The sequence below is a fragment of the Streptomyces sp. NPDC046261 genome (assembly GCF_040646235.1).
Taxonomy (GTDB): domain Bacteria; phylum Actinomycetota; class Actinomycetes; order Streptomycetales; family Streptomycetaceae; genus Streptomyces.
The window spans coordinates 297755-323350 of sequence record NZ_JBEYZU010000004.1 but is presented as its reverse complement, the minus strand read 5'-3'; the positions used below and the strand labels follow the sequence as shown (position 1 = coordinate 323350).

The window sequence follows — 25596 nt, the reverse complement described above, 5'->3', positions numbered from 1 at the left end:
GACATGTGCCGCAGCATCAAGACGCTCAGGGCGCCGGTGACGCCCGAGGTCAGCGAGGACGACATCCGGGCCGCCGCCCTGCAGTACGTGCGCAAGGTGTCCGGTTTCCACGCGCCGGCCGCGCACAATCAGGCGGTCTTCGGCGAGGCGGTGGACGCGGTGGCCGAGGCCACGGCGCGGCTGCTGGACGGGCTGGTCGTGAGATCCGGCCCGTCCAGGAGCGCGTCCCGGCGGTAGCCGGGGGAGTCAGGCCCCTTCGCGCCAGCCGTTCGTGATCGGCAGACGGCGGTCCTTGCCGAAGCCCTTCGCGGAGATCTTCGTGCCCGGCGGGTACTGCCGGCGCTTGTACTCCGCGGTGTCCACCATCCGCAGGACGCGCGTGACCAGCGCCGCGTCGAAGCCCGCCGCGACGATGGCATCACGGCCCTGGTCGCGGTCGACGTACAGCTCCAGGAGCCGGTCGAGCACCTCGTAGTCCGGCAGCGAGTCCGTGTCGACCTGGCCGGGGCGCAGCTCGGCGCTCGGCGGCTTGGTGATGGAGTTCTCCGGGATCGGCGGGGTCTCGCCGCGCTCGGCCGCCGCCTGGTTGCGCCACCGGGCGAGGCGGAAGATGCCGGTCTTGTAGACGTCCTTGATCGGGCCGTACGCGCCCACGGAGTCGCCGTAGAGCGTGGAGTAACCGCACGCCAGCTCGGACTTGTTGCCCGGCGCGAGCACGATGTGGCCCTCCTGGTTGGAGATCGCCATCAGCATCGTGCCGCGCAGCCGCGACTGCAGGTTCTCCTCGGCGAGGCCGGTCAGGCTCAGCGCGCCCATGTACGCGTCGAACATCGGCGCGATGGGCACGGTCCGGAAGTTCAGGCCGGTGCGCCGGGCGAGGTCCTCGGCGTCGCTGATGGAGTGGTCGGAGGAGTAGCGGGAAGGCATGGCCACGCCGTAGACGTTCGCCGCGCCGACCGCGTCGCAGGCGATGGCGGCGACGAGCGCGGAGTCGATGCCCCCGGAGAGGCCGATGAGAACGCTGCGGAAGCCGTTCTTCTCCACGTAGGCGCGCAGGCCCGTCACCAGGGCCTTGTACGTCTCCTCGTCGTCGCCCAGGTGCGGTACCTCGCCGCCGGTGAACTCCGCCTCGTAGGCGGGCAGCGGCTCGGCGGAGATCGTGACGTGCTCGACGCGCAGCCCGTCGTCCACGACGCCGGCGGGCGCCTCGGCCGGGGCCTGCGGCAGGTCGAGGTCGAGCACCACGCAGGTCTCCTCGAACTGCGGGGCGCGGGCGATGACCCGGCCGTCGCGGTCGACGACGATGGAGTCGCCGTCGAAGACCAGCTCGTCCTGGCCACCGGTCATCGCGAGGTACGCGGTGGTGCAGCCGGCCTCCTGGGCGCGCTTGCGCACCAGCTCCAGGCGGGTGTCGTCCTTCTCGCGCTCGTAGGGGGAGGCGTTGATGGAGAGCAGCAGCCCGGCCCCGGCGGAGCGGGCGGCGGGCACGCGGCCGCCGTCCTGCCAGAGGTCCTCGCAGATGGCGAGGGCGACGTCCACGCCGTGGACGCGGATCACCGGCAGCGTCTCCCCGGGCACGAAGTACCGGAACTCGTCGAAGACCCCGTAGTTGGGCAGGTGGTGCTTGGCGAAGGTCAGCACCGCCTCGCCGCGGTGCAGCACGGCGGCGGCGTTGCGCGGGGCGCCGGCGGGGCGGCCCAGCCGGGGGCGGGCCTCCTCGCTGCGGTCGAGGTAGCCGACGACCACCGGCAGCTCGCCGAGGCCCTCGGCGTCGAGGCGGGCCGCGAGCGCGCGCAGCGCCTCCCGGCTGGCCGTCACGAAGGAGGGGCGCAGCGCCAGGTCCTCGACGGGGTAGCCCGTCAGCACCATCTCAGGGAACGCCACCAGATGGGCTCCCTGCTCGGCGGAGTGCCGGGTCCAGCGGACGATCGACTCGGCGTTCCGGGCGAGGTCGCCGACGCGGGAGTCGATCTGGTTCAGGGCGAGACGAAGTTGAGCCACGCCGCCAGTCTAATCGTCTGACTGACGCAATGTGGTGTGAGTGGTGCCACGGCGGGCGCGAGGCAGGGGCAGGGCCGCGACACCGCTGACCCTGCTGCCCCTGCCTCTGCCTCACCGGCCGTCGCTACGCGCGGTAGCCCAGGACCGTCATCATCCCGGCCTCCGCGTGGTAGACGTTGTGGCAGTGGAGCATCCACAGCCCCGGGTTGTCGGCGTCGAAGTCGACCTCCAGCCGCTTGCCCGGCAGCACGATGGCGGTGTCCTTGCGCGGGCCGCCGCCGGGCAGGGCGAAGGTGTGGCCGTGCAGATGCATCGGGTGCCACATGTCGGTGTCGTTGACGAACACGAACCGGACCCGCTCGCCCGCGCTCACCGGGTAGCGCTGCCCGGGCGTGTACCGCTTGCCGTTGAGGGCCCAGTCGTACTTGGCCATCGAGCCCGTCAGGCGCAGCGTGACCGTACGGTCGGGCCGGCGGTCCGCGAGCGCCACGGCGCGGCCGGCCTTCAGACGGCCGGCGGTCAGCACCGTGCCCTCCAGCTCCCGGGGGAGCACGTCCGCGCCGGGCGCCGCACCGGCGCCCGTCCGCAGCACGGCCAGCGCGGTGCGCTTCTTGCCTTCGGCCAGGGCGGTCAGCGGGAAGACGCCGTCCTTCACCTCTACCAGCACGTCGTACCGCTCGCCCATGCCCAGCAGGAGCGCGTCCGTCTGTGCGTGCTCGACGGGGAAACCATCTGTATGGGTGACGGTCATGCGGTGGTCGCCGAGGGCCACGCGGAAGGCGGTGTCGCCGCCCGCGTTGATGAAGCGGATGCGGACGCGGTCGCCGGGCTTCGCGGTGAAGGTCTGCGGGTCCTGCGGGACGCGCCCGTTGACGAGGTAGTGCGGGTAGGCGACGTCACCGGCGTCACCGCCGAGGAGGTCGCTCGTGGCACCCATCAGCATCCGGGACGGGCCGGCCGAAGAAGGAGGGGCAGAAGGGGCGGGGGAGGCCGCGTTCATGGACATCTTCGACATGTCGTGGCCGCCGCTTCCGTGGCCGCCGCCGTGTCCACCTCCGTGGTCCATGCCGCCCATGCCCCGGCTCAGCTCCGCGAGCACCGCGTCCGGCGTGCTGCCGTCGATCCCGTCGAGCCAGTCGTCCAGGACGACGACCCACTCCTTGTCGTACTCCAGCGGCTCCTTCGGGTCCTCCACGATCAGCGGCGCGTACAGCCCCCGGTCCTGCTGGGTGCCCGAGTGCGGGTGCAGCCAGTACGTGCCCGGGTGCGGGACGGTGAAGCGGTAGTCGTGCGACGCCCCGGGCTTGATGGTGCGCTGGGTCAGGTCCGGGACGCCGTCCATGTCGTTGCGCAGCGCCAGCCCGTGCCAGTGCACGGAGGTGGGCTCGGGCAGGTGGTTGGCGAGGGAGAGGGCGAGGGTGTCGCCGGCGGTCAGCCGGACCTCCTTGCCGGGCAGCGCGTCGCCGTACGCCCAGGTCGCGGCCGTGCGGCCGGCGCCGAGGTCCAGCGTCGCGGTGGTGGCGGTGAGCTTGACGTGGCGTACGGGGCCCGGGCGGCGCTTCGCCTCGGCGGCGGCGACCTCCTGGCCGTCGGGGGAGACGTAGCCGGCGGCCTCCGCCGCGGGGGAGCCGGCGCCGTCCCGCGAACAGGCGGCCAGCAGGCCGCCGCCGGCGACGGCGATGCCCGCGCCGAGCACGGCGCGGCGGGTGGGGATGGTGCGCATGGGAGAACACCTCGTGGTGTCGGTGGTGAGATGTGGGCGTGATGGCGGGCGCGCCCGCGCCGCCGGGGGCGGCAACGGGACGCGCTGCTATACGCGCAGCACCGACAGCCGTGCGAGGGCCTTGTGCCGTGGTGGCGGCTGCGGCCACAGGGCGCGCGAGAACCACGCGCCCCCCGCCACCGCGTCCGCGCCGACGGGCCGGCGCGGCGCCGCGAGGGCGGCGAGCAGGAGCGCGAGCGTCAAGCCCGCGCCGAGCACGGCGAGGCAGACGGACATGGGGTCCATGCCGTCGCCGTGATCAGGAACGGCACTCGCGGCGACGGGCGCGGCGGCGACGACGCCCGGACGCGACGGGGCCCCCGGGTCCCGATCACCCACGTCGGAGCCGGAGAGGCGCGGCCCGTCATGGCCGGCCGCGGGGCCGGTGCCGGGTGCGGGGCCGGGGCCGGCCGCCCCAGCATGGCCGGCCGCTACGGCATGTGCAGCCGCTCCGGCATGAGCCGCCGCCCCGCCATGTGCAGCCGCCACGGCATAAGTCGCCGCCTCGGTATGTGCAGCCGCCGCGGCATGGCCAGCCGCCCCGGTATAGGCCGCCGCTCCGGCATCAGCCGCCGCTCCGCCATGGGCAGCCGCCGCGGCATGGCCGGCCGCCCCGGTATGGGCCGCTGCCCCCGCATAAACCGCCGCCCCGGCATGGTCAACCGCCGCAGCCGGACCCGGCACCATCACGTCGTCCGGCGAGTCGCCCGGGGTGAGGATCGAGGGCGCGCCGGGCATGCCGTCCGGGCCCGAGGGCGCGCCCGGCAGCCCGTCCGCAGGCGTCACCGCATGCGCTCCCGCGGCGTGCTCGCGCGGGTGACCGAGTGTGTGCATGGTCACGATCCCCAGCAGCAGCGCGGCGAACAGCAGCAGCCGGCCGCACCACGCGGTGGCCCTGTGTCCTTGCACCGTCTGCCTCCTGAGACCCTCGACCCTCCGGGCACCCTACCCCCACGGGGTATCGCCCCCGGAGGGTGCCTTCGCGAGCGGATGTGCGCGAAGCGGTGCCAAGGCCCGATCATTGGGCGAAAACGATTGACGACAGCACGGCCCGAAGGACGCTCTCCCCCCATGACCAGCACGGAACAGGTGAGGGACGAACGTCCCACCAGCACGGCCGTCGCCGCCCCCGCCCCCGGGGCCGGGCAGGCCCAGTTCATCTCGTGGGCGACCCTCGCGATGATGACGACCGCCTCGGTGGCGAACCTGCGCCCCTCGCCCTCGATGGCCATCTACGGACTGGCCGCCGTCTTCCTCTACCTCCTGCCCGCCGTCGTCTTCCTGCTGCCGACCGCCCTCGTCTCGGCCGAGCTGGCGTCCGGCTGGCCCGGCGGCGTCTACCGCTGGGTCAGCGAGGGGCTGTCCAAGCCGCTGGGCTTCCTGGCCGTGTGGTGCCAGTTCGCGATGACCATCGCGTACTACCCGAGCCTGCTGGCGTACGTGGCGAGCACCTTCGCGTACGTCGTCGACCCCGCGCTCGCCGACAACGGCCTCTATATAGCCATCGTCATCGTCGTCATCTACTGGGCGGGCGTGCTGATCTCCCTGCGCGGTACGAAGGCGGTCGCCGGGCTCTCCAGCATGGGCCTGGTCATCGGCACACTCATCCCCGGCGTCGTCCTCGTCGCCCTCGGCCTGGTCTTCCTCGCCCAGGGCAACCCCTCCGCCGCGCCCATGGACGGCGGGCACGTGCTGCCGCCGTGGACGGGGCTGGCCAGCCTCGTGCTGATCGTCGGCAACTTCCTGTCGTACGCGGGCATGGAGATGAACGGCGTGCACGTCTCCGCGCTGCGCGAGCCCGGCCGGCAGTACCCGCGCTCCATCTTCCTGGCCACCGGCCTCGTCCTGCTGATCTTCATCCTGCCCGCGCTGGCCATCAGCTGGGTGATGCCGAGCGAGAACCTCAGCCTCACCGCCGGCGTCATGCAGGCGTTCCAGGGCTTCTTCGACCACTTCCACGTGGGCTGGCTGACCAAGGTCGTCGGCGTCCTGCTCGTCGCGGCGGCCCTCGGCGGCATGCTCACCTGGCTGGCCGGGCCCTCCAAGGGCCTGCTGCTGGTCTCCCGGCAGGAGGGCTACCTGCCGCCCGTCCTGCAGAAGCTCAACAAGCGCGGCGTCCCGCAGAACATCATGGTGGCCCAGGGCGCGCTGACCACGGTCATCGCGCTGCTCTACGCCTTCATCCCCGACGTCTCCAGCGCCTACTGGATCTTCTCGGTCGTCACCACGCAGATCTACCTCGTCGTCTACCTGCTGATGTTCGCCGCCGTCATCCGGCTGCGCGCCACCCGGCCCGACCAGCCGCGCGGCTTCCGCGTCCCCGCCGTGCACCTGGTCGCCGGCATCGGCTTCGCGGCGTCGGTCGGCGCCATGTGCATCGGGTTCGTACCGCCCGAGCAGTTCGGCGGCGGCCCCGTCTGGCGCTACGTCCTCACGGTCGGCGGCGGCCTGCTGACCCTCGGCTTCCTCGCGCCGCTGGCGTTCCTGAAGTTCCGCAAGCCGCACTGGGTGGCGGCCGAACACCGGCAGGCCGGCACCGTCGAGTAGCTTGGCGATGCCCTCCGGCAGAGGGCGGGACCAAAGGGGGAGCACCGCATGGGCGGTACGAAGCGGCCACCGGGGCGGATGCTGCGGGTGGGCGGGGTCACGCTGCACGTCCTGCGCGAGGGCTCCGGGCCCGTGTGCGTGCTCAGTGCCGGGCTCGGCATGGGGTGGTTCGACTGGGAGCCGGTCGTCCCGCTGCTCACCCCCTACCGCACGGTGGTCCGCTTCGACCGCCCCGGGCTGGGGTTCAGCGCCCCGCCCCTCGAACCACCCACCGCCGCCGGGGAGGCCGCCCGCATAGCGGGCGTCCTCGACGCGCTGGACCTGCCCGCCCCGGCCACCGTCGTCGGCCACTCCCTCGCCGCCTTCCACGCCGAGGCGTTCGCCCGGCTGTACCCGGAGCGCACGGCCGGACTCGTCCTGGTCGACGGCAGCGTGGAGGAGGACCCCCGCCCGGCCCCCGCCCCCGAACTGCGCACCGCCGCCGCCCGCATGCGGGGCCGGGCCTTCGCCGCCGCCGGCCTGCCCCGCGCGCTGGGCCCGGCCCTGCGCCGGCTGTCCGTCCGCTCCGCCTCCGTCAAGCGCCACGACCCCGCCCCCGCGGACCTGGTGCGCCGCACCTACGGCACCGGGCGCGTGCTGCGCGCCATCCTCATGGAGAACGCCCGCTACCGCGACGTGGCCGCCGAGCTCGAGGACCTGCGCGCCCACCACAGCCTGCCGCCCGCCCCGGTCACCGTCCTGGCCGCCTCGCCGGGCACCGGCTCCTGGCTCGAGCGGCGCTGGCTGCAGCGCCAGCGGGCCCTCGCCGACCGCCTCGACGGCCGCTTCGAGGCGGTCGCCCCCGCGGGCCACCTGCTGATGTACGACCGGCCGCAGGCCATCGCCGCGGCGGTCCTCGCCACGCCGTTCCCGCGCGCCTGACCCCGCCGGACCGGCGCCGCCACCCGGTCGGCCGCCGCCGGTGGGCGCGCGGCGTGCGGGTGCGCCAGGGTGGGAGCAGCGAAGGGGAGGGTCGTTGCGCAGGCGAGGAGCACCCACGTGAGCACGCGGCACGAGTACACCCTGTTCGGCGGCGAGATCGAGCAGGGCGCGAAGTACGCCATCCAGTGGCGGACCGACCCCCGTTACGTCCTGTGCGGCCACGCCACCGAGGGCTTCGTCGACGTACGGGACCGCGACACGGTCTCCGAGCGCCACTACGCCTGGCACATCGACACCACGACCGGCGTCGTCACCCTCGCCGCCGACGCCCACGAGCACGTACCGCGCGTGCTCACCCTGCTGCTCGGCCCGGCCGGCCACAGCCCCGTCCTGCGCCGGCTCGCCACCCCCGCCGACCGCGCCCAGCGCTGGAACTGGACCGGCCGCGCCCTGATGAGCCACCGCCACTCCACCGCCGACAAGCTCGCCGTGCACGTGGGCCGCAAGTCCGGCGACGGCAGCTACGGCCTGGCGATGGTGCTGCCCAAGGGCGGTGCCCCCGCCCACGAGTGGCAACTGCTGAAGGCCCCCGCGTAACAGGCATCCTCTCGCCCCCGGCCGTCCCCCAAACCTGCCGCGCCCGGAAACCGGGGGCGCTTGCGCGCACTCCGCCGGCGTTGTCGTGTGCAGGGCGGATCAGATGCGTCGCGCCGATTCCATGCGCCCCGCGGTGGGGATTGCCTGAACAGGGCCGGTGCGGGTCTTGTTGGAAATCGGTCCACATGGGGATTTGCCGACACGTTTGGAGGGGGCATGTCGCACGTAGTTCTGTCCGCGTCCGCATTCACCGCAGGAGCGGCGCCATCACCCTTGCCCGTACTGGGCCACGGCTGGCAGCTGCTGCGACAGCCACTGGGATTCCTGGAGTCCCTGCGCCGCCACGGCGACCTGGTGCAGGTCAAGCTGGGCAACCAGCCCGCCTACGTAGTCTGCCACCCCGAGCTCGCCTGGCAGGTGCTGCGGGACGACCGCACCTTCGACAAGGGCGGCCCGCTCTTCGACCGCCTGCGGGACATCCTCGGCAACGGCGTGGCCACCTGCCCCCACCAGGACCACCGCCGCCAGCGCCGCCTCATCCAGCCCGCCTTCCACCGCACCCGGCTGGAGGGGTACGGCGAGGCCATGGAGGAGGAACTCGCCACCCTCCTCGGGGGCTGGCGGGAAGGACAGGTGATCGACACCTTCCCCCTGATGTACCGGTTCGCGCTGCGCTCGGTGCTGCGCGCCCTGTTCTCCTCGCACATCGACAGCGGGACGGCCGACGGGATACAGCGGTCCTTCGACACCGTGCTCGGCGGGGTGATGCAGCGGGTGTTCGTCCCCGAGCCGCTGCTGCGCCTGCCCACGCTCGGCAACCGCCGCTACGAGCGGTGCCGTCGCCACCTCTTCGCCAGCGTGGACCGCATCATCGGCGACTACCGGGCCGCCGAGCGGCTCGGCCGCCCGGACTCCGGCGACCTGCTGTCGGTGCTCCTGGCCACCGGCCGGGACGGCGCCGCCGACGGCGGGCCCGTACCGGACGACCTGGAGATCCGCGACCAGGTCATCTCCATGATGATGGCCGGGTCCGAGTCCATCGGCGCCACGCTGTCCTGGACCCTGCACCAGCTGACCCGCAGCCCGCAGGCCGAGCGGCGGCTGCACGAGGAGGTGGCCGCCGCCCTCGGCGACCGCCCCGCCCGCTGGGCCGACCTGCCCGCGCTGCCCTTCACCGGCCGCGTGCTCACCGAGGCGATGCGGCTGCACCCGCCCGGCTGGCTCTTCACCAGGATCACCCGCAAGGAGGTGGAGCTGGCCGGCCGCCGCCTCGCCCCCGGCACCGCCGTCGTCATCACCCCCGCCGTTCTGCACCGGGACCCGGAGCTCTACGAACGGCCCGCCGCCTTCGACCCCGACCGCTGGCTGCCCGAGCGCGCCGCCGCGCTGCCCCGCGGGGCCTTCCTCTCCTGGGGCGGCGGCCCGCGCAAGTGCATCGGCGACCAGTTCGCCATGGCCGAGGCCACCCTCGCCCTGGCCACGATCGTCTCCCGGTGGCGGCTGCGGCCCGCCCCCGGCTGCGATCCCCGCCCCGCCCGGCTGTCCACCGTCCTGCACCCCAGGAAGCTCCTGCTGGAGCTCACCGCCCGCTGACCGCGGGAACAGCGCTCGCTGCCGCCCTGCCCCGGTACCGGGGCAGGGCAGGTCGACCAAGATCGGGGCGGTGCCCCACAATGGGGTACACGGGTCACGAGCCCGGCAGGCAGTATGGGCAGGGAGAGCGACACCCACAGGACGCGAGACGTTCGGACGCTCGTAGGCAACGCCGCCGAAACCCTGTGGTGGGATGCTCATGTGCCCCCGATGTGGCCCGCTGCTTGGGAGCGGACGGCCTGACCAGCGAGGATGACAGTTATGGATAAGCAGCAGGAGTTCGTGCTCCGCACCCTCGAAGAGCGCGACATCCGTTTCGTGCGGCTGTGGTTCACCGACGTGCTCGGCTACCTGAAGTCGGTGGCCGTCGCGCCCGCCGAGCTCGAGCAGGCCTTCGACGAGGGCATCGGCTTCGACGGCTCGGCGATCGAGGGCTTCGCGCGGGTCTACGAATCCGACATGATCGCCAAGCCCGACCCGGGCACGTTCCAGATCCTGCCCTGGCGCGCGGAGGCCCCGGGCACCGCCCGGATGTTCTGCGACATCCTCATGCCCGACGGCTCGCCCTCCTACGCCGACCCGCGCTACGTCCTCAAGCGCATCCTGGCCAAGACCTCCGACCTCGGCTTCACCTTCTACACCCACCCCGAGATCGAGTTCTTCCTCCTCAAGGACAAGCCCGTCGACGGCACCCGCCCGGTGCCCGCCGACTCCTCCGGCTACTTCGACCACACCCCGCAGAACGTGGGCATGGACTTCCGCCGCCAGGCCATCACCATGCTCGAATCCATGGGCATCTCGGTCGAGTTCAGCCACCACGAGGGCGCCCCCGGCCAGCAGGAGATCGACCTGCGCTACGCCGACGCGCTCTCCACCGCCGACAACATCATGACCTTCCGCCTCGTGATGAAGCAGGTGGCCCTGGAGCAGGGCGTGCAGGCCACCTTCATGCCCAAGCCGTTCTCCGAGTACCCCGGCTCCGGCATGCACACCCACCTCTCCCTCTTCGAGGGCGACCGCAACGCCTTCCACGAGTCGGGCGCCGAGTACCAGCTCTCCAAGGTCGGCAAGTCCTTCATCGCCGGCCTGCTGCGGCACGCGGGCGAGATCTCCGCCGTCACCAACCAGTGGGTCAACTCCTACAAGCGCATCTGGGGCGGCTCCCAGCGCACCGCCGGCGCCGGCGGCGAGGCCCCCTCGTACATCTGCTGGGGCCACAACAACCGCTCCGCGCTGATCCGCGTCCCCATGTACAAGCCCGGCAAGACCGGCTCCACCCGGGTCGAGGTCCGCTCCATCGACTCCGGCGCCAACCCCTACCTGACGTACGCGGTGCTGCTCGCCGCGGGCCTGAAGGGCATCGAGGAGGGCTACGAACTCCCCGCCGGCGCCGACGACGACGTGTGGGCGCTCTCCGACGCCGAGCGCCGCGCCATGGGCATCGAACCGCTGCCGCAGAACCTCGGCGAGGCCATCGAGCTCATGGAGCGCAGCGAGCTCGTCGCCGAGACCCTCGGCGAGCACGTCTTCGACTTCTTCCTGCGCAACAAGAAGCAGGAGTGGGAGGAGTACCGCTCCGAGGTCACCGCCTTCGAGCTGCGCAAGATGCTGCCGGTGCTGTAAGACGCGCGCGAGACGGCCACGGGCACCCTCGGTGGGAGCGGTCGCCGGCCGGGGCGACTACGCTCGGCCGTGATCCTGATCAAAGCTGTCGGGAGCCACGGACGGGAGGCAGCCCATGACCGTGCCCGAGGGGCGCCGCAGCAGCACCTACACCCGGCTGTTGCGGTACGGCTTCACCGACCCGGCCGCCGCCGAGCGGCTGCTGGACGACCCGGTGCTGGCGGCCGTGCGGTCCGACCCGGTGCTCCTCGACGCGCTCGGCGCCACCGCCGACCCCGACCTCGCGCTGCGCGGGCTCGTACGGCTGGTGGAGGCACAGGCCGACGACGACGGCGAGCGCCGGGCGCTGCTGGACACCCTCATCGGCGCCAAGCCGCTGCGCGACCGGCTGCTGGGCGTGCTCGGCGCCTCCGAGGCGCTCGGCGACCACCTCGCCCGCCACCCCGGCGACTGGCACGCCCTGGACAGCTTCGACTCCGCCGATCTGCACCCCACGACACCGGAGTTCGAACGGGCCCTCGCCGAGGGCTCCCGGGCCGGGCGCGACGCCGGGCTCACGCCCCCCGACGCGCTGCGCGCCGCCTACCGCCGCTGCCTGCTGGCCATAGCCGCCCGTGACATCAGCGGCACCATCGACGTCGCCCAGGCCGCCGCCGAGCTCGCGGACCTGGCCACCGCCACGCTGCGGGCCGCACTGGAGATCGCCGCCCAGGAGCGGCCGGCGGACGCCGCCGCCTGCCGGCTCGCCGTCATCGGCATGGGCAAGTGCGGCGGCCAGGAGCTCAATTACGTCTCCGACGTGGACGTGATCTTCGTGGGGGAGGCCCGGGACGGCACGCCCGAGGGCTCCGCCCTGCAGGCCGCCACCCGCCTCGCGTCCCGGATGATGCGGGTCTGCTCCGACGTCACCCCCGAGGGCACCATCTGGCCCGTCGACGCCAACCTCCGCCCCGAGGGCCGCAACGGCCCCCTGGTGCGCACCCTGACCAGCCACCTGGCCTACTACCAGCGCTGGGCCAAGACCTGGGAGTTCCAGGCCCTCCTCAAGGCCCGGCCCGTCGCCGGCGACCTCGCCCTGGGGCAGAGCTACGTGGACGCCGTCTCCCCGCTGGTGTGGCAGGCGGCCGAGCGCGAGAACTTCGTCGCCGACGTCCAGCAGATGCGCCGCCGCGTCATCGCCTCCATCCCCGCCACCCAGGTCGACCGTGAGCTCAAGCTCGGCCCCGGCGGCCTGCGCGACGTCGAATTCGCCGTCCAGCTCCTGCAGTTGGTGCACGGCCGCAGCGACGCCACCCTGCGCGTCGGCGGCACCCTCGACGCGCTGGCCGCCCTCGCCGCCGGCGGCTACGTCGGCCGCGCGGACGCCAAGGCCCTGGACGCCTCCTACCGCTTCCTGCGCGCCATGGAGCACCACATCCAGCTGCACCGGCTGCGCCGCACCCACCTCGTGCCCGAGGCGGAGGACGACCTGCGCCGCCTGGGCCGCTCCCTGGCCCGCACCTACCAGTGGCCCGGCGGCAAGGAACCCGTCGCCGAGCTCGGCCGGCAGTGGAAGCTGCACGCCCGCGAGGTACGGCGGCTGCACGAGAAGCTCTTCTACCGCCCGCTGCTGGACGCCGTGGCCCAGCTGGAGCCCGGCGAGATCCGGCTCAGCCCCAAGGCGGCCGGCCAGCGCCTGAAGGCCCTCGGCTACGCCGACCCCGCCGCCGCCCTGCGCCACCTGGAGGCGCTCGCCTCCGGAGTGACCCGCAAGGCCGCCATCCAGCGCACCCTGCTGCCCGTGCTGCTCGGCTGGTTCGCCGACTCCGCCGACCCCGACGCCGGGCTGCTCAACTTCCACAAGGTCTCCGACGCCCTCGGCCGCACCCCCTGGTACCTGCGGCTGCTGCGCGACGAGGGCGCCGCCGCCGAGAACCTCGCCCGGGTGCTGTCCGCCGGGCGCCTGGCCCCCGACCTGCTGCTGCGCGCCCCCGAGGCCGTCGCCCTGCTCGGCGACCCCGGCGGCCTGCGCCCCCGCGGCCGCGAGGCCCTCGAACAGGAGGTCCTGGCCGCGGTCAACCGCGCCGAGGACGCCGAGGCCGCCATCGTCGCCGTACGTGGTGTGCGCCGCCGCGAACTGTTCCGCACCGCCGCCGCTGACATCATCGGGGCCTACGGGCGCGCCCGGGACGGCGCCCACGCCGCCGGCGAGCACGGCACCGGCTCCCGCGGCCACGCCGAGACCGCCGGCAGCGACCCCGGCGAGCGCACCCGCACCGTCGGCGACGCCGTCTCCGACCTCAACGCCGCCGCCCTCGCCGGCGCCCTGCGCGCGGCCGTGCGCGCCGAGTGGGGCGACACCCTGCCCACCCGCTTCGCCGTCATCGGCATGGGCCGCTTCGGCGGCCACGAACAGGGCTACGGCTCCGACGCCGACGTGCTGTTCGTCCACGAACCGCGCGAGGGCGTCTCCGACGAGGAGGCCGCCAAGGCCGCGGCCGCCGTCGCGGGCGAGATGCGCCGGCTGCTCCAGCTGCCCACCACCGACCCGCCGCTGCTCGTCGACGCCGACCTGCGCCCCGAGGGCAAGTCCGGGCCCATCGTGCGCAGCCTCGCCTCCTACGCCGCCTACTACCGGCGCTGGTCCCTGGTGTGGGAGAGCCAGGCCCTGCTGCGGGCCGAGCCCGTCGCGGGCGACGCCGACCTGGGCCGGCGGTTCATCGACCTGGTCGACCCGCTGCGCTATCCCGCCGAGGGCCTGGGCGAGGACGCCGTACGCGAGATCCGCCGCCTCAAGGCCCGCATGGAGTCCGAGCGCCTGCCCCGCGGCGCGGACCCCACCACCCACACCAAGCTGGGCCGCGGCGGTCTGTCGGACGTGGAGTGGACCGTCCAGCTGCTGCAGATGCGCCACGGCTGGGCCGAGCCGGGGCTGCGCACCACGCGCACCCGCGAGGCGCTCGCCGCGGCCTGCGCGGCGGAGCTGATCTCCACCGAGGATGCCCGCATCCTGGACGAGGCGTGGGTCCTGGCGACCAGCGTGCGCAACGCCGTGATGCTGGTCCGCGGCCGGGCCGGGGACACCTTCCCGGGCGACGCCCGGGAGCTGGCCGCCGTCGGCCGCTACCTCGGCTACGAACCGGGCCACGTCGGGGACATGCTGGACGACTACCGCCGCACCACGCGGCGGGCCCGGGCCGTGGTCGAGGAGCTGTTCTACGGAGCCTGACCGCTTCCCACGGCTCCCGTGCGACGGGAGCCGTCTCCAGCATCGCGCCGGACGTCCTCGACCGCCACATGGCGGGCGAGCCGGTAGGGGAACGCCCCGAACCAGGCGTAGGACAGGGCGAAGCCGAAGCCCAGGCAGAGCACGCCGCCGACCGCGTCCAGCCAGAAGTGGTTGGCGGTCGATACGATCACCACCAGCGTCACCACCGGGTACAGCGCCCCCAGCACCTTCGCCCACACCGGCCGCGCCAGCATGACGATCGTCAGCCCGCACCACGTGGACCAGCCGATGTGCATCGACGGCATCGCCGCGTACTGGTTGGAGACGTTGGCCAGATTGCCCGAGGCCATCGAGCCCCAGGTGTGGTGCACCAGCACGGTGTCGACGAAGTCGAGGTCCTCCATCAGCCGCGGCGGCGCCAGCGGATACAGGTAGTAGCCGAGCAACGCCATGGCGGTCGTGGCGAACAGGGCCAGCCGGGCCGCGGCGTAACGCCCCGGATGCCAGCGGTAGAGCCAGACCAGCACACCGATGGTCAGCACGAAATGCAGCGTGGCGTAGTAGTAGTTCATGCCCACGACCAGCCACGTCACCGAATTGACGGCCTGGTTGACGGTGTGCTCGACAGCGATGTGCAAGGTGCGCTCCGCCTGCCAGATCCAGTCGGCGTTGCGCAGCGCGGCCGCTCTCTGCTCGGGCACGGCATTGCGGACGAGGGAATACGTCCAGTAACTGATCGCGATCAGCAGCACCTCGAACCACAGCCGGGGACGCCGTGGGACGCGGCGCGGACTTCGCGCGGACCGGCGGTCCGCCGACGGCGCCGCCGCGCGCTCCTCGGTGGGTGGCGGAGCGGCCGTCCGGCCTTCCAGGGTCCTTACTGTCGCTTCACCCATAGGGAAAGAGTCTGCCAGAAAGCGCTCGACGGCAGATCATCCCCAGGTCTGGTCTTCGCCGCTTTCGGCCCCTTTCGCCTCCGCCCCAGGAGTACCCCCACGAGAGCGCGTACCGCCGCTACGGAGCGGACGCCGTCGAGCCGCGCACGACGAGTTCGGGCAGGAAGACGAACTCGCTGTGCGGCGCCGGAGTGCCGCCGATCTCCTCCAGCAGCGCGCCCACCGCGGCCTGTCCCATCGACTGCACGGGCTGCCGGATCGTCGTCAGCGGCGGATCGGTGAACGCGATGAGCGGCGAGTCGTCGAAGCCCACCACCGAGATGTCGCGCGGCACTTCGAGACCGTTCTGGCGTGCCGCCCGGATCACCCCGAGCGCCATCATGTCGCTCGCGCACACCACCGCCGTGCACCCCCGTTCGATGAGTGCGCCGGCCGCCGCCTGACCACCCTCAAGGGTGAACAGCGAGTGCTGTATCAGTGCCTCGGCCTCCGGCCCCTCCACCCCGAGCCGCTCCTTCATGCCGAGCAGGAAGCCCTCGATCTTCCGCTGCACCGGAACGTACCGTCTGGGCCCGAGCGCCAGTCCGATGCGCCGGTGACCCAGTGCGGCCAAATGGGTGACGGCCAGCCCCATGGCGGCCCGGTCGTCGGGGGAGACGAAGGGCGCCCGCACCTCGGGGGAGAAGCCGTTGATCAGCACGAACGGCACGCCCTGGGCGCGCAGCCGCTCGTAGCGCTGCATGTCGGCGGAGGTGTCGGCGTGCAGCCCGGAGACGAAGAGGATGCCGGCGACGCCACGGTCGACGAGCATCTCCGTCAGCTCGTCCTCGGTGGAGCCGCCCGGCGTCTGGGTGGCCAGGACCGGCGTGTAGCCCTGGCGTGTGAGCGCCTGCCCTATCACCTGGGCGAAGGCCGGAAATATGGGGTTGTCCAGCTCGGGGGTGATCAGCCCGACCAGGCCCGCGCTGCGCTGCCGCAGCCGGACCGGGCGCTCGTAGCCCAGCACGTCGAGCGCGGCCAGCACGGACTGGCGGGTGGAGGCGGCGACCCCCGGCTTTCCGTTGAGGACGCGGCTGACGGTTGCTTCGCTGACACCCGCCTGAGCTGCGATATCGGCAAGCCGGGCGGTCACAGGAGGTGACTGTACCGGTCGCATCTCAGACTGCCCACCACACGCACGTATCCGAAGGAATCCGGACCGTTCCACCGGAGAATTCCAGGTCTGCTACCCCAACGCTCCCCAGCACCGGGCGGCCCGGCACCGGCAGCGCCACCTCGTCGCCGAGCGTGTTCAGCGTGCACACGAAGCCCGGCCGGGAGAACGCCAGGACGCCCTCGGGCGCCTCCAGCCACGCCATCTCCCCGTCGCCCAGCCCCGGCAGCTCGCCACGCAGCGTCAGCGCCGAGCGGTAGAGCTCCAGCGTCGAGCGCGGGTCGCCGGACTGCGCCTCCACCGACAGCCCCCGCCACGCCTCGGGCTGCGGCAGCCAGCTGCCGCCCGGCCCGAAACCGTACGGGGCGCTCTCGCCCGACCACGGCAGCGGCACCCGGCAGCCGTCCCGGGTGCCGTCCTGGCCGTCGCCCCGGAAGAACGCGGGGTCCTGGCGCACCTCGTCGGGCAGGTCGGTGACCTCCGGCAGGCCCAGCTCCTCGCCCTGGTAGACATAGGCCGAGCCGGGCAGCGCCAGCATCAGCAGCGCCGCGGCCCGGGCCCGGCGCAGGCCCAGCTCCCCGTCGCCGCCGCCGTAGCGGGTGGCGTGCCGCACCACGTCGTGGTTGGAGAGCACCCACGTCGTGGGCGCCCCCACCGACAGCGTCGCCGCCAGCGACTCGTCGATGACCTCCCGCATCGCCGCGGCACCCCAGTCGCAGGTCAGGAACTGGAAGTTGAACGCCTGGTGCAGCTCGTCCGGGCGCACGTACAGCGCGAGCCGCTCGGACGTCGGCGCCCACGCCTCCGCCACCCCGATCCGCTGCCCCTCGTAGGAGTCCAGCAGCCGCCGCCAGGAGCGGTGGATCTCGTGCACCCCGTCCTGGTCGAAGAACGGCAGCACCTGCGCGCCGATCAGCTTGGCCTGCTCGCTCAGGCCGATGTCCGGCAGGCCCGCGGCCTTGACCATGCCGTGCGCCACGTCGATGCGGAACCCGTCCACGCCCAGGTCCAGCCAGAACCGCAGCACCGAGTCGAACTCGGCCCGCACCTCGGGGTTGTCCCAGTTGAGGTCGGGCTGCTCGGGCGCGAACAGGTGCAGGTACCACTCGCCCGGGGTGCCGTCCGGGCCGGTCGTACGGGTCCACGCCGGGCCGCCGAAGACGGACTCCCAGTCGTTCGGCGGCAGTTCGCCCCGCTCGCCCTTGCCGGGACGGAAGTGATAGCGCTCGCGGGCCGTCCCCCCGGACCGGTCCGCGAGCGCGGCCTTGAACCACGCGTGCTGGTCGGACGTGTGGTTGGGGACGATGTCCACGATCACCCGCAGCCCCAGCCGGTGCGCCTCCCGCACCAGGTCGTCGGCGTCCGACAGCTGCCCGAACAGCGGGTCCACGGCCCGGTAGTCCGCCACGTCGTAGCCGCCGTCCGCCTGCGGCGAGGCGTAGAACGGCGTCAGCCACAGCGCGTTGACGCCCAGGTCCGCCAGGTACGGCAGCCGCTCGCGGATCCCGCGCAGGTCGCCGATGCCGTCGCCGTCGCTGTCGGCGAACGAGCGCACGTACACCTGGTAGATGACGGCGCTGCGCCACCAGCCGTCGGCTCGCCCGGCACGGGCGTCGGCGGCCGGGCGGACGGAGGGCGCGAGATCCTGGGTCATGTACTTCCTATCGGCTCGTAGTGTCGTCGTACGGAGCGTCGTGTGCGATGGGCTCAACGACGCCGGCGGCTCGAGGTCAGCCCTTGGTGCCGCCCGCGGTCAGCCCGGCGACCAGGTGCCGCTGGGCGATGAAGAACACCAGTCCGGCCGGGATCGTGATGAGCACGGCCGCCGCCGTCATCAGCCCCCACTCGGCCTTCTGCTGGCCCACGAAGGTCTGCAGGCCCACGGCCAGCGTGTAGTGCTCCTCGCTGCTCATGAACTGGCTGGCGAAGGCGACCTCGCCCCAGGCCGTGATGAAGGAGTAGAAGCCGGTGACGGCCAGCCCCGGCCGGGCCAGCGGCACGATCAGCCGCCAGAAGGTGCCGAACGGGGTGAGCCCGTCCACCCGGCCCGCCTCGTCGATCTCGGCGGGGATGGAGTCGAAGTACCCCTTGAGCATCCAGGCGCAGAACGGCACCGACACCGAGCAGTAGGTGATGATCAGGCCCGCGTAGGAGTCCAGCAGCTCCAGCTGCCCGAGGATGTTGTAGAGCGGCACGATCAGCACCGCCATCGGGAACATCTGCACCACCAGGAACGTCCACATCAGCGGCCGGTGTCCGGGGAAGCGCATGCGCGAGACGGCGTAGCCGGCGGTCGCCGCGATGAGCACGCCCAGCACGGTCGCGCCCAGCGCCACGATCAGCGAGTTGGCGAACCAGGTCAGGAACTTTGTCTCGCCCAGGATGTGCGTGTAGTTGGAGACGTCGAACCCGACGAAGCGGGTGGGCTCCTGCCAGCCGTCCCGCCCGCGCAGCGAGACGAAGACGATGAACAGGACGGGGAACAGGGCGATCGCCGAGGCGCAGATCAGCGCCGTGTGCAGGGCGACGGAGGCCCCGCGCGAGCGCCGCCCGCGCTCGCGCGGCTTGAGGGTGGTGGAACTCATCGCGTCGCGGACTCCTGTCGGGCGAGCAACCGGCGGTAGAAGACGGCGAAGACCAGCAGCAGCGAGAGGATGAGGATGCCGTACGTCGCCGAGCCCGCGTAGTCGCGTACGCCCTGGAAGGCGAGCCGGTAGGAGTACGTCACCAGGATCTCGCTCTCGGAGCTGGCCCCCTGCCCGATGAGCAGGTAGATGACCTGGAACATGTTGAACGTCCAGATGACGCCCAGCAGGATCACCGTCCCGCTCACCGGCCGCAGCCCCGGCAGCGTCACGTGCCGGAACCGCTGCCAGGGGGAGGCCCCGTCCATCTCGGCCGCCTCGTGCAGCTCGGCGGGTATCGCCTGCAGGCCACCGAGGATGGCCACCATCATGAACGGCACGCCCAGCCACACGTTGACCGCGACCGCCGACACCTTCTGCAGGGTGCTGTCGCCCAGCCAGTCCACGGGATCGAGCCCCAGACCGGTCAGGAAGGCGTTGAGGACGCCGTACTTCTCGTTGAACATCAGCCGCCAGGAGAACGTGGCGACGAACGCCGGCACCGCCCACGGCAGGATCAGCAGCACCCGGTACAGCGCCCGGAACCGCACCTGGCGGTTGAGCAGCAGCGCCAGGCCCAGGCCGATGGCGTAGTGCAGGACGACGCAGGACGCGGTCCACAGGACGGTCCAGGTCAGCCGGGAGTAGAAGTGGCCCTCCTGGCCGGAGAGCACCTTCCAGTAATTGTCGAGGCCGACGAACTGATAGGTGGCCTCGATGTGGTTGACGCCGATGGTGCGGCCGACGTTCGCCTCGTTGGCATCGGTGAAGGACAGGTAGATGCCCCTGCCCAGCGGGTAGCCGACGAGGACCGCCAGCACCACGACCACCGGCAACACCATCGCCCACGCATACCAGTGGGTGTCGAAGGACCGCCTGACCCGGGTAACGACTGTGGACATGAGGTCCTACTCCTCGATGCCGTAGTCCTTGAGGAGCGCGGACTGCCAGGCCTTGGCCGTGGCGTCCAGGCCCGCCTTGGGCTCCTCCTTCAGGGTGAGGATCTTGGTGTAGTGCTGGAGGTACACGGTGAAGAGGTCGCCGCCCTGGGGGATCGGGGGGCGGGGGTGGGCCTTGTCGAGGGCCATGTAGAAGGAGTTGCGCACCGGGTCGGCCAGTACGTCCTTGGTGTAGGCCGACTTACGGGTCGGCAGCACGCCGATGGCGGTGGAGACGCTCTCCTGCTGCGCGGCCTCGGTCATGAACTTCGTGAAGAGGTACGAGGCGTCGAAGTTCTTCGAGCCCGCGTAGACCACCAGGTTGTGGCCGCCGACCGGGGCGCCGGCGGTGCCCGTGGAGCCGGCCGGGACGGGCGCGATGCCCAGGTTGTCGCGGGACTTGTAGGCGTCGCCGCCGAAGATCTCCTTGGTCGCCCAGGGACCGTCGATCAGCATCGCCAGCTTGCCGTTCTTGAAGTCAGTCTTGAGGACGTTGTAGCCGTCCGTGCCCGCCGGCTTGGGCGCGGCACCGGAGGTGACCAGGTCCACGGCGGTCTCGATGCCCTTGCGGGACGCGGCGTTCGAGATCGTGATCTTCTTCTTGCCGGCGTCGACCATGTCGCTGTTCTCGCCGTAGAGGAAGGGCAGCGAGTAGTAGCTGTCCGGGCTGAGCCCGATGCCGGCCGCGCCCGTCTTGTCCTTGATCTTCGCGGCGGCCTCCTTGACCTCCTTCCAGTTGGCCGGCGGCTTGTCGATGCCGGCCTTCTGGAAGAGCTCCTTGTTGTAGAGGAGCCCGAGGGTGTCGGTGACCTGCGGGACGCCGTAGGTCTTGCCCTGGTACGCCGCGTTCTTCAGCGGGCCCTGGAGGAAGTCCTCCGACTTGTCCAGGGCGGGGGTGCCGGTGAGGTCCTTGAGGTAGCCCAGCTGCGCGAAGCCGGGCGTCCAGCCCACGTCCGAGCGCAGCACGTCGGGGGCGCCCTTGCCGGTGGAGGCGGCGGTCTTGAACTTCTGCTGCGCCTGGTCGAAGGGCACGTTGACGTACTCGACCTTGATCTTCGGGTACTTCTCCTCGAAGGCGGCGACCAGCTTCTTGAACGCCGGCGCCTCGTTGGTGGCGTCCGAGGTGTCCCACCAGGTGACGGTCCCGCTCACACTGCCCGGGTCCGACGCCGCCTTGGAGCCGTCGCTCCCACTGTCGTCGCCACCGCCGCACGCGGTCGCGGTCAGGGCCAGCACGCCGACGACGGCGGCGACCGATATGCCTCTTCGCATATGGACTCCTCTTTCAGAAGGCCGCCTGGAGGGGGCAGGTCGGCCCGAGCTGAGGAGGAAGCTAACAGGCTGAAATCTCTTGCGAAAGACCTTGCAAGAAGGCAATCGCCAGATTTCCTGGTTGTAACCGGACCGTGTCCAAAGGGTTGACCGGTGCACGTGAGGCTCGTACGGTCACGACCGGCAAGCGCTTGCTGCCGTGCGGGCAAGCTTGCAGCAAGAAGCTTCCATGCCTCAGGGGCCTTACGGGCGCGGCGCGTTGCCGCTCAAGGCTGCATCGCATCCTTCCCCCACCCCAGGAGGATCCATGGCCCCCACCGCCATGCCCCGAACCGGCCGGCGCGCCGGCCGGGCCCTCGCCGCCGTCCTCGCCCTCGTGGCCGGCGCGACCGTCTCCACCCCCACGGCCCAGGCGAGTGCCCCCGGCGACAAAGACGTCACAGCAGTCCTTTTCGAGTGGAAATACTCCTCGGTGGCCCGCGAGTGCAAGGACACCCTCGGCCCCGCCGGCTACGGCTACGTCCAGGTCTCCCCACCCCAGGAACACATCCAGGGACCGCAGTGGTGGACCTCGTACCAGCCCGTCGGCTACCGCATCGCCGGCCGGCTCGGCGACCGGGCCGCCTTCGCCGGCATGGTGGCCGCCTGCCACGGCGCCGGCGTCAAGGTCGTCGTCGACGCCGTCGTCAACCACATGGCGGCGGGCCCGGGCACCGGCACGGGCGGCACCTCGTATACGAAATACGACTACCCCGGCACCTACCAGCGCCAGGACATGGACGACTGCACGACCGTCCTCGACGACTACCGCGACCGCGCCAAGGTCCAGAACTGCGAACTCGTCGGCCTCGCCGACCTGGACACCGGCGAGGAACACGTCCGCGCCCGCATCGCCGGCTACCTCGACGACCTGCTCTCCCTCGGCGTCGACGGCTTCCGCATCGACGCCGCCAAGCACATACCGGCCCAGGACCTCGCCGCCATCAAGGCCCGGCTCTCCAAACCCGGCGTCTACTGGAAGCAGGAGACCATCCACGGCGCCGGAGAGGCCGTACAGCCCGAGGAATACCTCGGCAACGGCGACGTCCAGGAGTTCCGCTACGCCCGCGACCTGCGCCGCGTCCTCCTCGGCGAGCGCCTGGCCTACCTGAGGAACTTCGGCGAGGGCTGGGGCCACCTGCCCGGCGCCAAGGCCTCCGTCTTCGTCGACAACCACGACACCGAGCGCGGCGGCGACACCCTCAGCTACAAGGACGGCGCCGCCTACACACTGGCGAACGTCTTCATGCTGGCCTGGCCCTACGGCTCGCCCGACCTCCACTCCGGCTACGAGTTCACCGACCGCGACGCGGGACCGCCCGGCGGCGGCACGGTGAACGCCTGCTGGCAGGACGGCTGGAAGTGCCAGCACAAATGGCCCGAGATCAAGGCGATGGTGGCCTTCCGCAATGCCGTGCGGGGCACGGCGGTCGGCGACTGGTGGGACAACGGCTACCAGGCCATCGCCTTCGGGCGCGGCGACAAGGGCTACGTGGTCGTCAACCACGAGACGTATCCGCTGAGCCGCACCTTCCAGACGTCGTTGCCGGGCGGCGACTACTGCGACGTCCAGTCGGGCCGCCGGGTGACGGTCGGCGGCGACGGCCGCTTCACGGCCACCGTCGCCCCGAACACGGCCCTGGCCCTGCACGCAGCCGCGCGTACATGCGGTTGACCTTCCCCGGACCCGCCCCTGAAATTCAGCCCGTCCGGCGATTGAGGACACCGCGCGCAGCGCGGTACGGGGTCCGGGGCGGAGCCCCGGGAAACGGTGAAAGGGCGGGGCCGGGGCACCTTCCACGTCATGACCCAGCCGAAGGAGCACTGTCCGTGAGACGACTGGCCACCCTGGCCACGACCATAGCCCTCGCCCTGCCCCTGGCAGGCACCGGCACCGCCAGTGCCGACCCCACCCCCGCCCCCACCGACGCAAGAGTCCACTGGCTCGACAAGAACACGGTGGCCTGGCCCAAAAACCTCGGCACCCCCACCCACCCCCACCGCCTCGTCCACGACCACGGCAGCTTCACCCTCACCCACCGCCCCGGCGGCCTGACGAAGTACCCGCGCCTGGCCGCCACCCACGACGCCTTCCGCGTCGACGCCCACGGCCGGGAACGCACCGCGCTCCGGGGCCGGCTCGTCGCCGAGACGGACGGCCTCACCACCGGCGTCCAGATCCCCGGCGTCCTCGACGACCTCTACGCCACGGCCGCCACCAAGGCCACCCTCGGCCCGGCGTTCCGCGACGGCCGGCCCACCCTCTCCGTGTGGGCCCCCACCGCCCGGCACGTCGCCCTGGAGCTCGACGGCCGCACCGTCCCCATGCGCCGCGACGCCGCCAGCGGCGTCTGGAGCGCGACCGGCAACCGGGACTGGGCCGGCAAGCCCTACCGCTACGCCGTCACCGTCCACGCCCCGGCCGCCGGGAAGACGGTCACCCACCACGTCACCGACCCCTACTCCACCGCCCTGACCGCCGACTCCACCCGCAGCCTGGTCACCGACCTCGCCGACCCCGCCCTCGCACCCGCCGGCTGGCAGCGGCTGCGCAAGCCCAAGGCCGTGCCCCTCCGGGACGCACAGATCCAGGAACTGCACGTCCGCGACTTCTCCGTCGCCGACCGCACCGCGCGCCACCCGGGGCAGTACCTCGCCTTCACCGACCGCGACTCGGCCGGGACACGCCACCTGAAGCGGCTCGCCGCCGCCGGCACCTCCTACGTCCACCTCCTGCCCGTCTTCGACTTCGCCACCGTCCCCGAGCGCCGCGCCGACCAGGCGAGCCCGGGCTGCGACCTCGCCGCCGCGCCCGCCGACTCCGAGCGGCAGCAGGAGTGCGTGGCCAAGACCGCCGCGCGCGACGCCTACAACTGGGGCTACGACCCGCTGCACTACACCGTCCCCGAGGGCTCGTACGCCTCCGACCCCGACGGCCCGCGCCGGACCGTGGAGTTCCGGAGGATGGTGCAGGGCCTGGCGGACGCCGGGCTGCGGACCGTCATGGACGTCGTCTACAACCACACCGCCGCCTCCGGGCTGAGCGAGAAGTCCGTCCTCGACCGCATCGTCCCCGGCTACTACCACCGCCTCCTCGACGACGGCTCCGTCGCGACCTCCACCTGCTGCGCGAACACCGCGCCCGAGAACGCCATGATGGGCAAGCTCGTCGTCGACTCCGTCGTCACCTGGGCGAAGCAGTACAAGGTCGACGGCTTCCGCTTCGACCTCATGGGCCACCACCCCAAGGCCAACATCCTCGCCGTGCGCAAGGCCCTCGACGCCCTGACCGTCGCCAAGGACGGCGTCGACGGCAAGGCCGTCATCCTCTACGGCGAGGGCTGGAACTTCGGCGAGGTCGCCAACGACGCCCGCTTCGTCCAGGCCACCCAGAAGAACATGGCCGGCACCGGCATCGCCACCTTCTCCGACCGCTCCCGCGACGCGATCCGCGGCGGCGGCCCCTTCGACGACGACCCCCGCGTCCAGGGCTTCGCCTCCGGCCTGTTCACCGACCCCAACACCTCGCCCGCCAACGGCACCCCCGACGAGCAGCGGGCCCGGCTCCTGCACGCCCAGGACCTCATCAAGGTCGGCCTCAGCGGCAACCTCGCCGACTACCGCTTCACCGACACCACCGGCCGCCAGGTCCGCGGCGCCGACGTCGACTACAACGGATCCCCCGCCGGATACGCCGCCGCCCCCGGCGACGCCCTGTCCTACGCCGACGCCCATGACAACGAAGCCCTCTACGACGCCCTGGCCTACAAACTCCCGCCCTCGACACCCGCCGCCGAGCGGGCCAGGGCCCAGGTGGTGGCCATGGCCGCCGCCGCGCTCTCCCAGGGCCCGGCCCTCTCCCAGGCCGGTACGGACCTGCTGCGCTCGAAGTCCCTCGACCGCAACTCCTATGACAGCGGCGACTGGTTCAACGCTGTCCACTGGGAGTGCGCCGCCGGCAACGGCTTCGGCCGCGGCCTTCCCCCGGCCGCCGACAACGCCGCCAAGTGGCCCTACGCCAAGGCCCTGCTGGCCGACCCGGCGCTGCGCCCCGGCTGCTCCGCGACCACCGCGGCCTCGGCCGCCTACCGGGACCTGCTGCGCATCCGCACGACGGAGAAGGCGTTCAGCCGACCGACCACCGAGGCCGTCCAGCGGTCCCTCTCCTTCCCGCTGTCCGGCAAGGACGAGACCCCCGGAGTCATCACGATGCGCCTCGACGACCTCGTCGTCGTCCTCAACGCGAGCCCGCAGTCGCAGAGCCAGACGGTCGGCGCGCTCGCCGGCGACGGCTACACCCTGCACCCGCTCCAGGCGGGCGGTTCGGACGCGGTCGTGAAGTCCGCCTCGTACGCGGCGGCGACGGGCACCTTCACCGTGCCGGGCCGGACGGTCGCGGTGTTCCGGCGCGGCTGAGCGCCG

17 protein-coding genes and 1 pseudogene are annotated in these 25596 nt (G+C 72.4%); 9 read left to right on the top strand and 9 right to left on the bottom strand.

What is annotated here, in order from left to right:
• Positions 1–3: 3 nt before the first annotated feature.
• Positions 4–237 (top strand): DUF2277 domain-containing protein, encoded by a 234-nt coding sequence (locus ABZ956_RS10820; RefSeq protein ID WP_361890148.1) that lies wholly within the window; start codon positions 4–6, stop codon positions 235–237.
• Between the two features lie 9 nt (positions 238–246).
• Here ABZ956_RS10820 and ABZ956_RS10815 read toward each other — a convergent pair whose 3' ends face one another.
• The 3 genes from ABZ956_RS10815 to ABZ956_RS10805 all read right to left on the bottom strand — a co-directional run bounded on the left by ABZ956_RS10815 (position 247) and on the right by ABZ956_RS10805 (position 4672).
• Positions 247–2001, bottom strand: a complete 1755-nt coding sequence (locus ABZ956_RS10815) for an NAD+ synthase (RefSeq protein WP_361890145.1) — start codon at positions 1999–2001, stop codon at positions 247–249.
• 124 nt (positions 2002–2125) lie between these two features.
• Positions 2126–3724, bottom strand: a complete 1599-nt coding sequence (locus ABZ956_RS10810) for a multicopper oxidase family protein (RefSeq protein WP_361890142.1) — start codon at positions 3722–3724, stop codon at positions 2126–2128.
• A gap of 87 nt (positions 3725–3811) precedes the next feature.
• Positions 3812–4672, bottom strand: a complete 861-nt coding sequence (locus ABZ956_RS10805) for a hypothetical protein (protein ID WP_361890140.1) — start codon at positions 4670–4672, stop codon at positions 3812–3814.
• A 162-nt stretch (positions 4673–4834) separates the two neighbouring features.
• Here ABZ956_RS10805 and ABZ956_RS10800 point away from each other — a divergent pair, with 162 nt between their 5' ends.
• The 6 genes from ABZ956_RS10800 (at position 4835) to ABZ956_RS10775 (ending at position 14252) form a co-directional block, all read left to right on the top strand.
• Positions 4835–6310, top strand: coding sequence for an APC family permease (locus tag ABZ956_RS10800; protein WP_361890137.1), 1476 nt, complete (start codon positions 4835–4837; stop codon positions 6308–6310).
• 48 nt (positions 6311–6358) lie between these two features.
• Positions 6359–7231: an alpha/beta hydrolase gene (locus ABZ956_RS10795; RefSeq protein ID WP_361890134.1), complete on the top strand. Its 873-nt coding sequence runs from the start codon at positions 6359–6361 to the stop codon at positions 7229–7231.
• Positions 7232–7348: 117 nt separating this feature from the next.
• Positions 7349–7828, top strand: coding sequence for a hypothetical protein (locus ABZ956_RS10790; protein WP_361890131.1), 480 nt, complete (start codon positions 7349–7351; stop codon positions 7826–7828).
• A 273-nt stretch (positions 7829–8101) separates the two neighbouring features.
• Positions 8102–9421 (top strand): cytochrome P450, encoded by a 1320-nt coding sequence (locus ABZ956_RS10785; protein WP_361890128.1) that lies wholly within the window; start codon positions 8102–8104, stop codon positions 9419–9421.
• A gap of 261 nt (positions 9422–9682) precedes the next feature.
• Positions 9683–11044, top strand: a complete 1362-nt coding sequence (gene glnA, locus ABZ956_RS10780) for a type I glutamate--ammonia ligase (protein ID WP_071962738.1) — start codon at positions 9683–9685, stop codon at positions 11042–11044.
• Positions 11045–11159: 115 nt separating this feature from the next.
• Positions 11160–14252 carry a bifunctional [glutamine synthetase] adenylyltransferase/[glutamine synthetase]-adenylyl-L-tyrosine phosphorylase gene (locus ABZ956_RS10775; RefSeq protein ID WP_361890125.1) on the top strand — a complete coding sequence of 1031 codons (3093 nt, stop codon included), beginning with the start codon at positions 11160–11162 and terminating at the stop codon, positions 14250–14252.
• Here ABZ956_RS10775 and ABZ956_RS10770 read toward each other — a convergent pair.
• From ABZ956_RS10770 to ABZ956_RS10745, 6 genes are all read right to left on the bottom strand, one after another.
• Positions 14240–15148, bottom strand: coding sequence for a phosphatase PAP2 family protein (locus tag ABZ956_RS10770; RefSeq protein WP_361890122.1), 909 nt, complete (start codon positions 15146–15148; stop codon positions 14240–14242). The two genes, ABZ956_RS10775 and ABZ956_RS10770, sit on opposite strands and share 13 nt — an antisense overlap.
• Positions 15149–15266: 118 nt before the next feature.
• On the bottom strand, positions 15267–16280 hold the full coding sequence (locus tag ABZ956_RS10765) for a LacI family DNA-binding transcriptional regulator (protein ID WP_361890119.1): 1014 nt from the start codon (positions 16278–16280) through the stop codon (positions 15267–15269).
• Positions 16281–16305: 25 nt separating this feature from the next.
• Positions 16306–17955 (bottom strand): glycoside hydrolase family 13 protein, encoded by a 1650-nt coding sequence (locus tag ABZ956_RS10760; RefSeq protein WP_361890116.1) that lies wholly within the window; start codon positions 17953–17955, stop codon positions 16306–16308.
• 76 nt (positions 17956–18031) lie between these two features.
• The gene (locus ABZ956_RS10755) at positions 18032–18886 is read right to left on the bottom strand and encodes a carbohydrate ABC transporter permease (protein WP_361890114.1); all 855 of its coding nucleotides are present in this window, start codon (positions 18884–18886) and stop codon (positions 18032–18034) included.
• The gene (locus tag ABZ956_RS10750) at positions 18883–19827 is read right to left on the bottom strand and encodes a sugar ABC transporter permease (protein ID WP_361890111.1); all 945 of its coding nucleotides are present in this window, start codon (positions 19825–19827) and stop codon (positions 18883–18885) included. The genes ABZ956_RS10755 and ABZ956_RS10750 overlap by 4 nt, the downstream gene beginning before the upstream one ends.
• 6 nt (positions 19828–19833) lie before the next feature.
• Positions 19834–21135, bottom strand: coding sequence for an extracellular solute-binding protein (locus ABZ956_RS10745; protein WP_361890108.1), 1302 nt, complete (start codon positions 21133–21135; stop codon positions 19834–19836).
• Between the two features lie 322 nt (positions 21136–21457).
• Here ABZ956_RS10745 and ABZ956_RS10740 point away from each other — a divergent pair.
• A pseudogene (locus tag ABZ956_RS10740) lies at positions 21458–22846 on the top strand (alpha-amylase family protein); the annotation flags it as partial.
• A 158-nt stretch (positions 22847–23004) separates the two neighbouring features.
• On the top strand, positions 23005–25590 hold the full coding sequence (gene pulA / locus ABZ956_RS10735; RefSeq protein WP_361890105.1) for a pullulanase-type alpha-1,6-glucosidase: 2586 nt from the start codon (positions 23005–23007) through the stop codon (positions 25588–25590).
• Positions 25591–25596 lie beyond the last annotated feature (6 nt).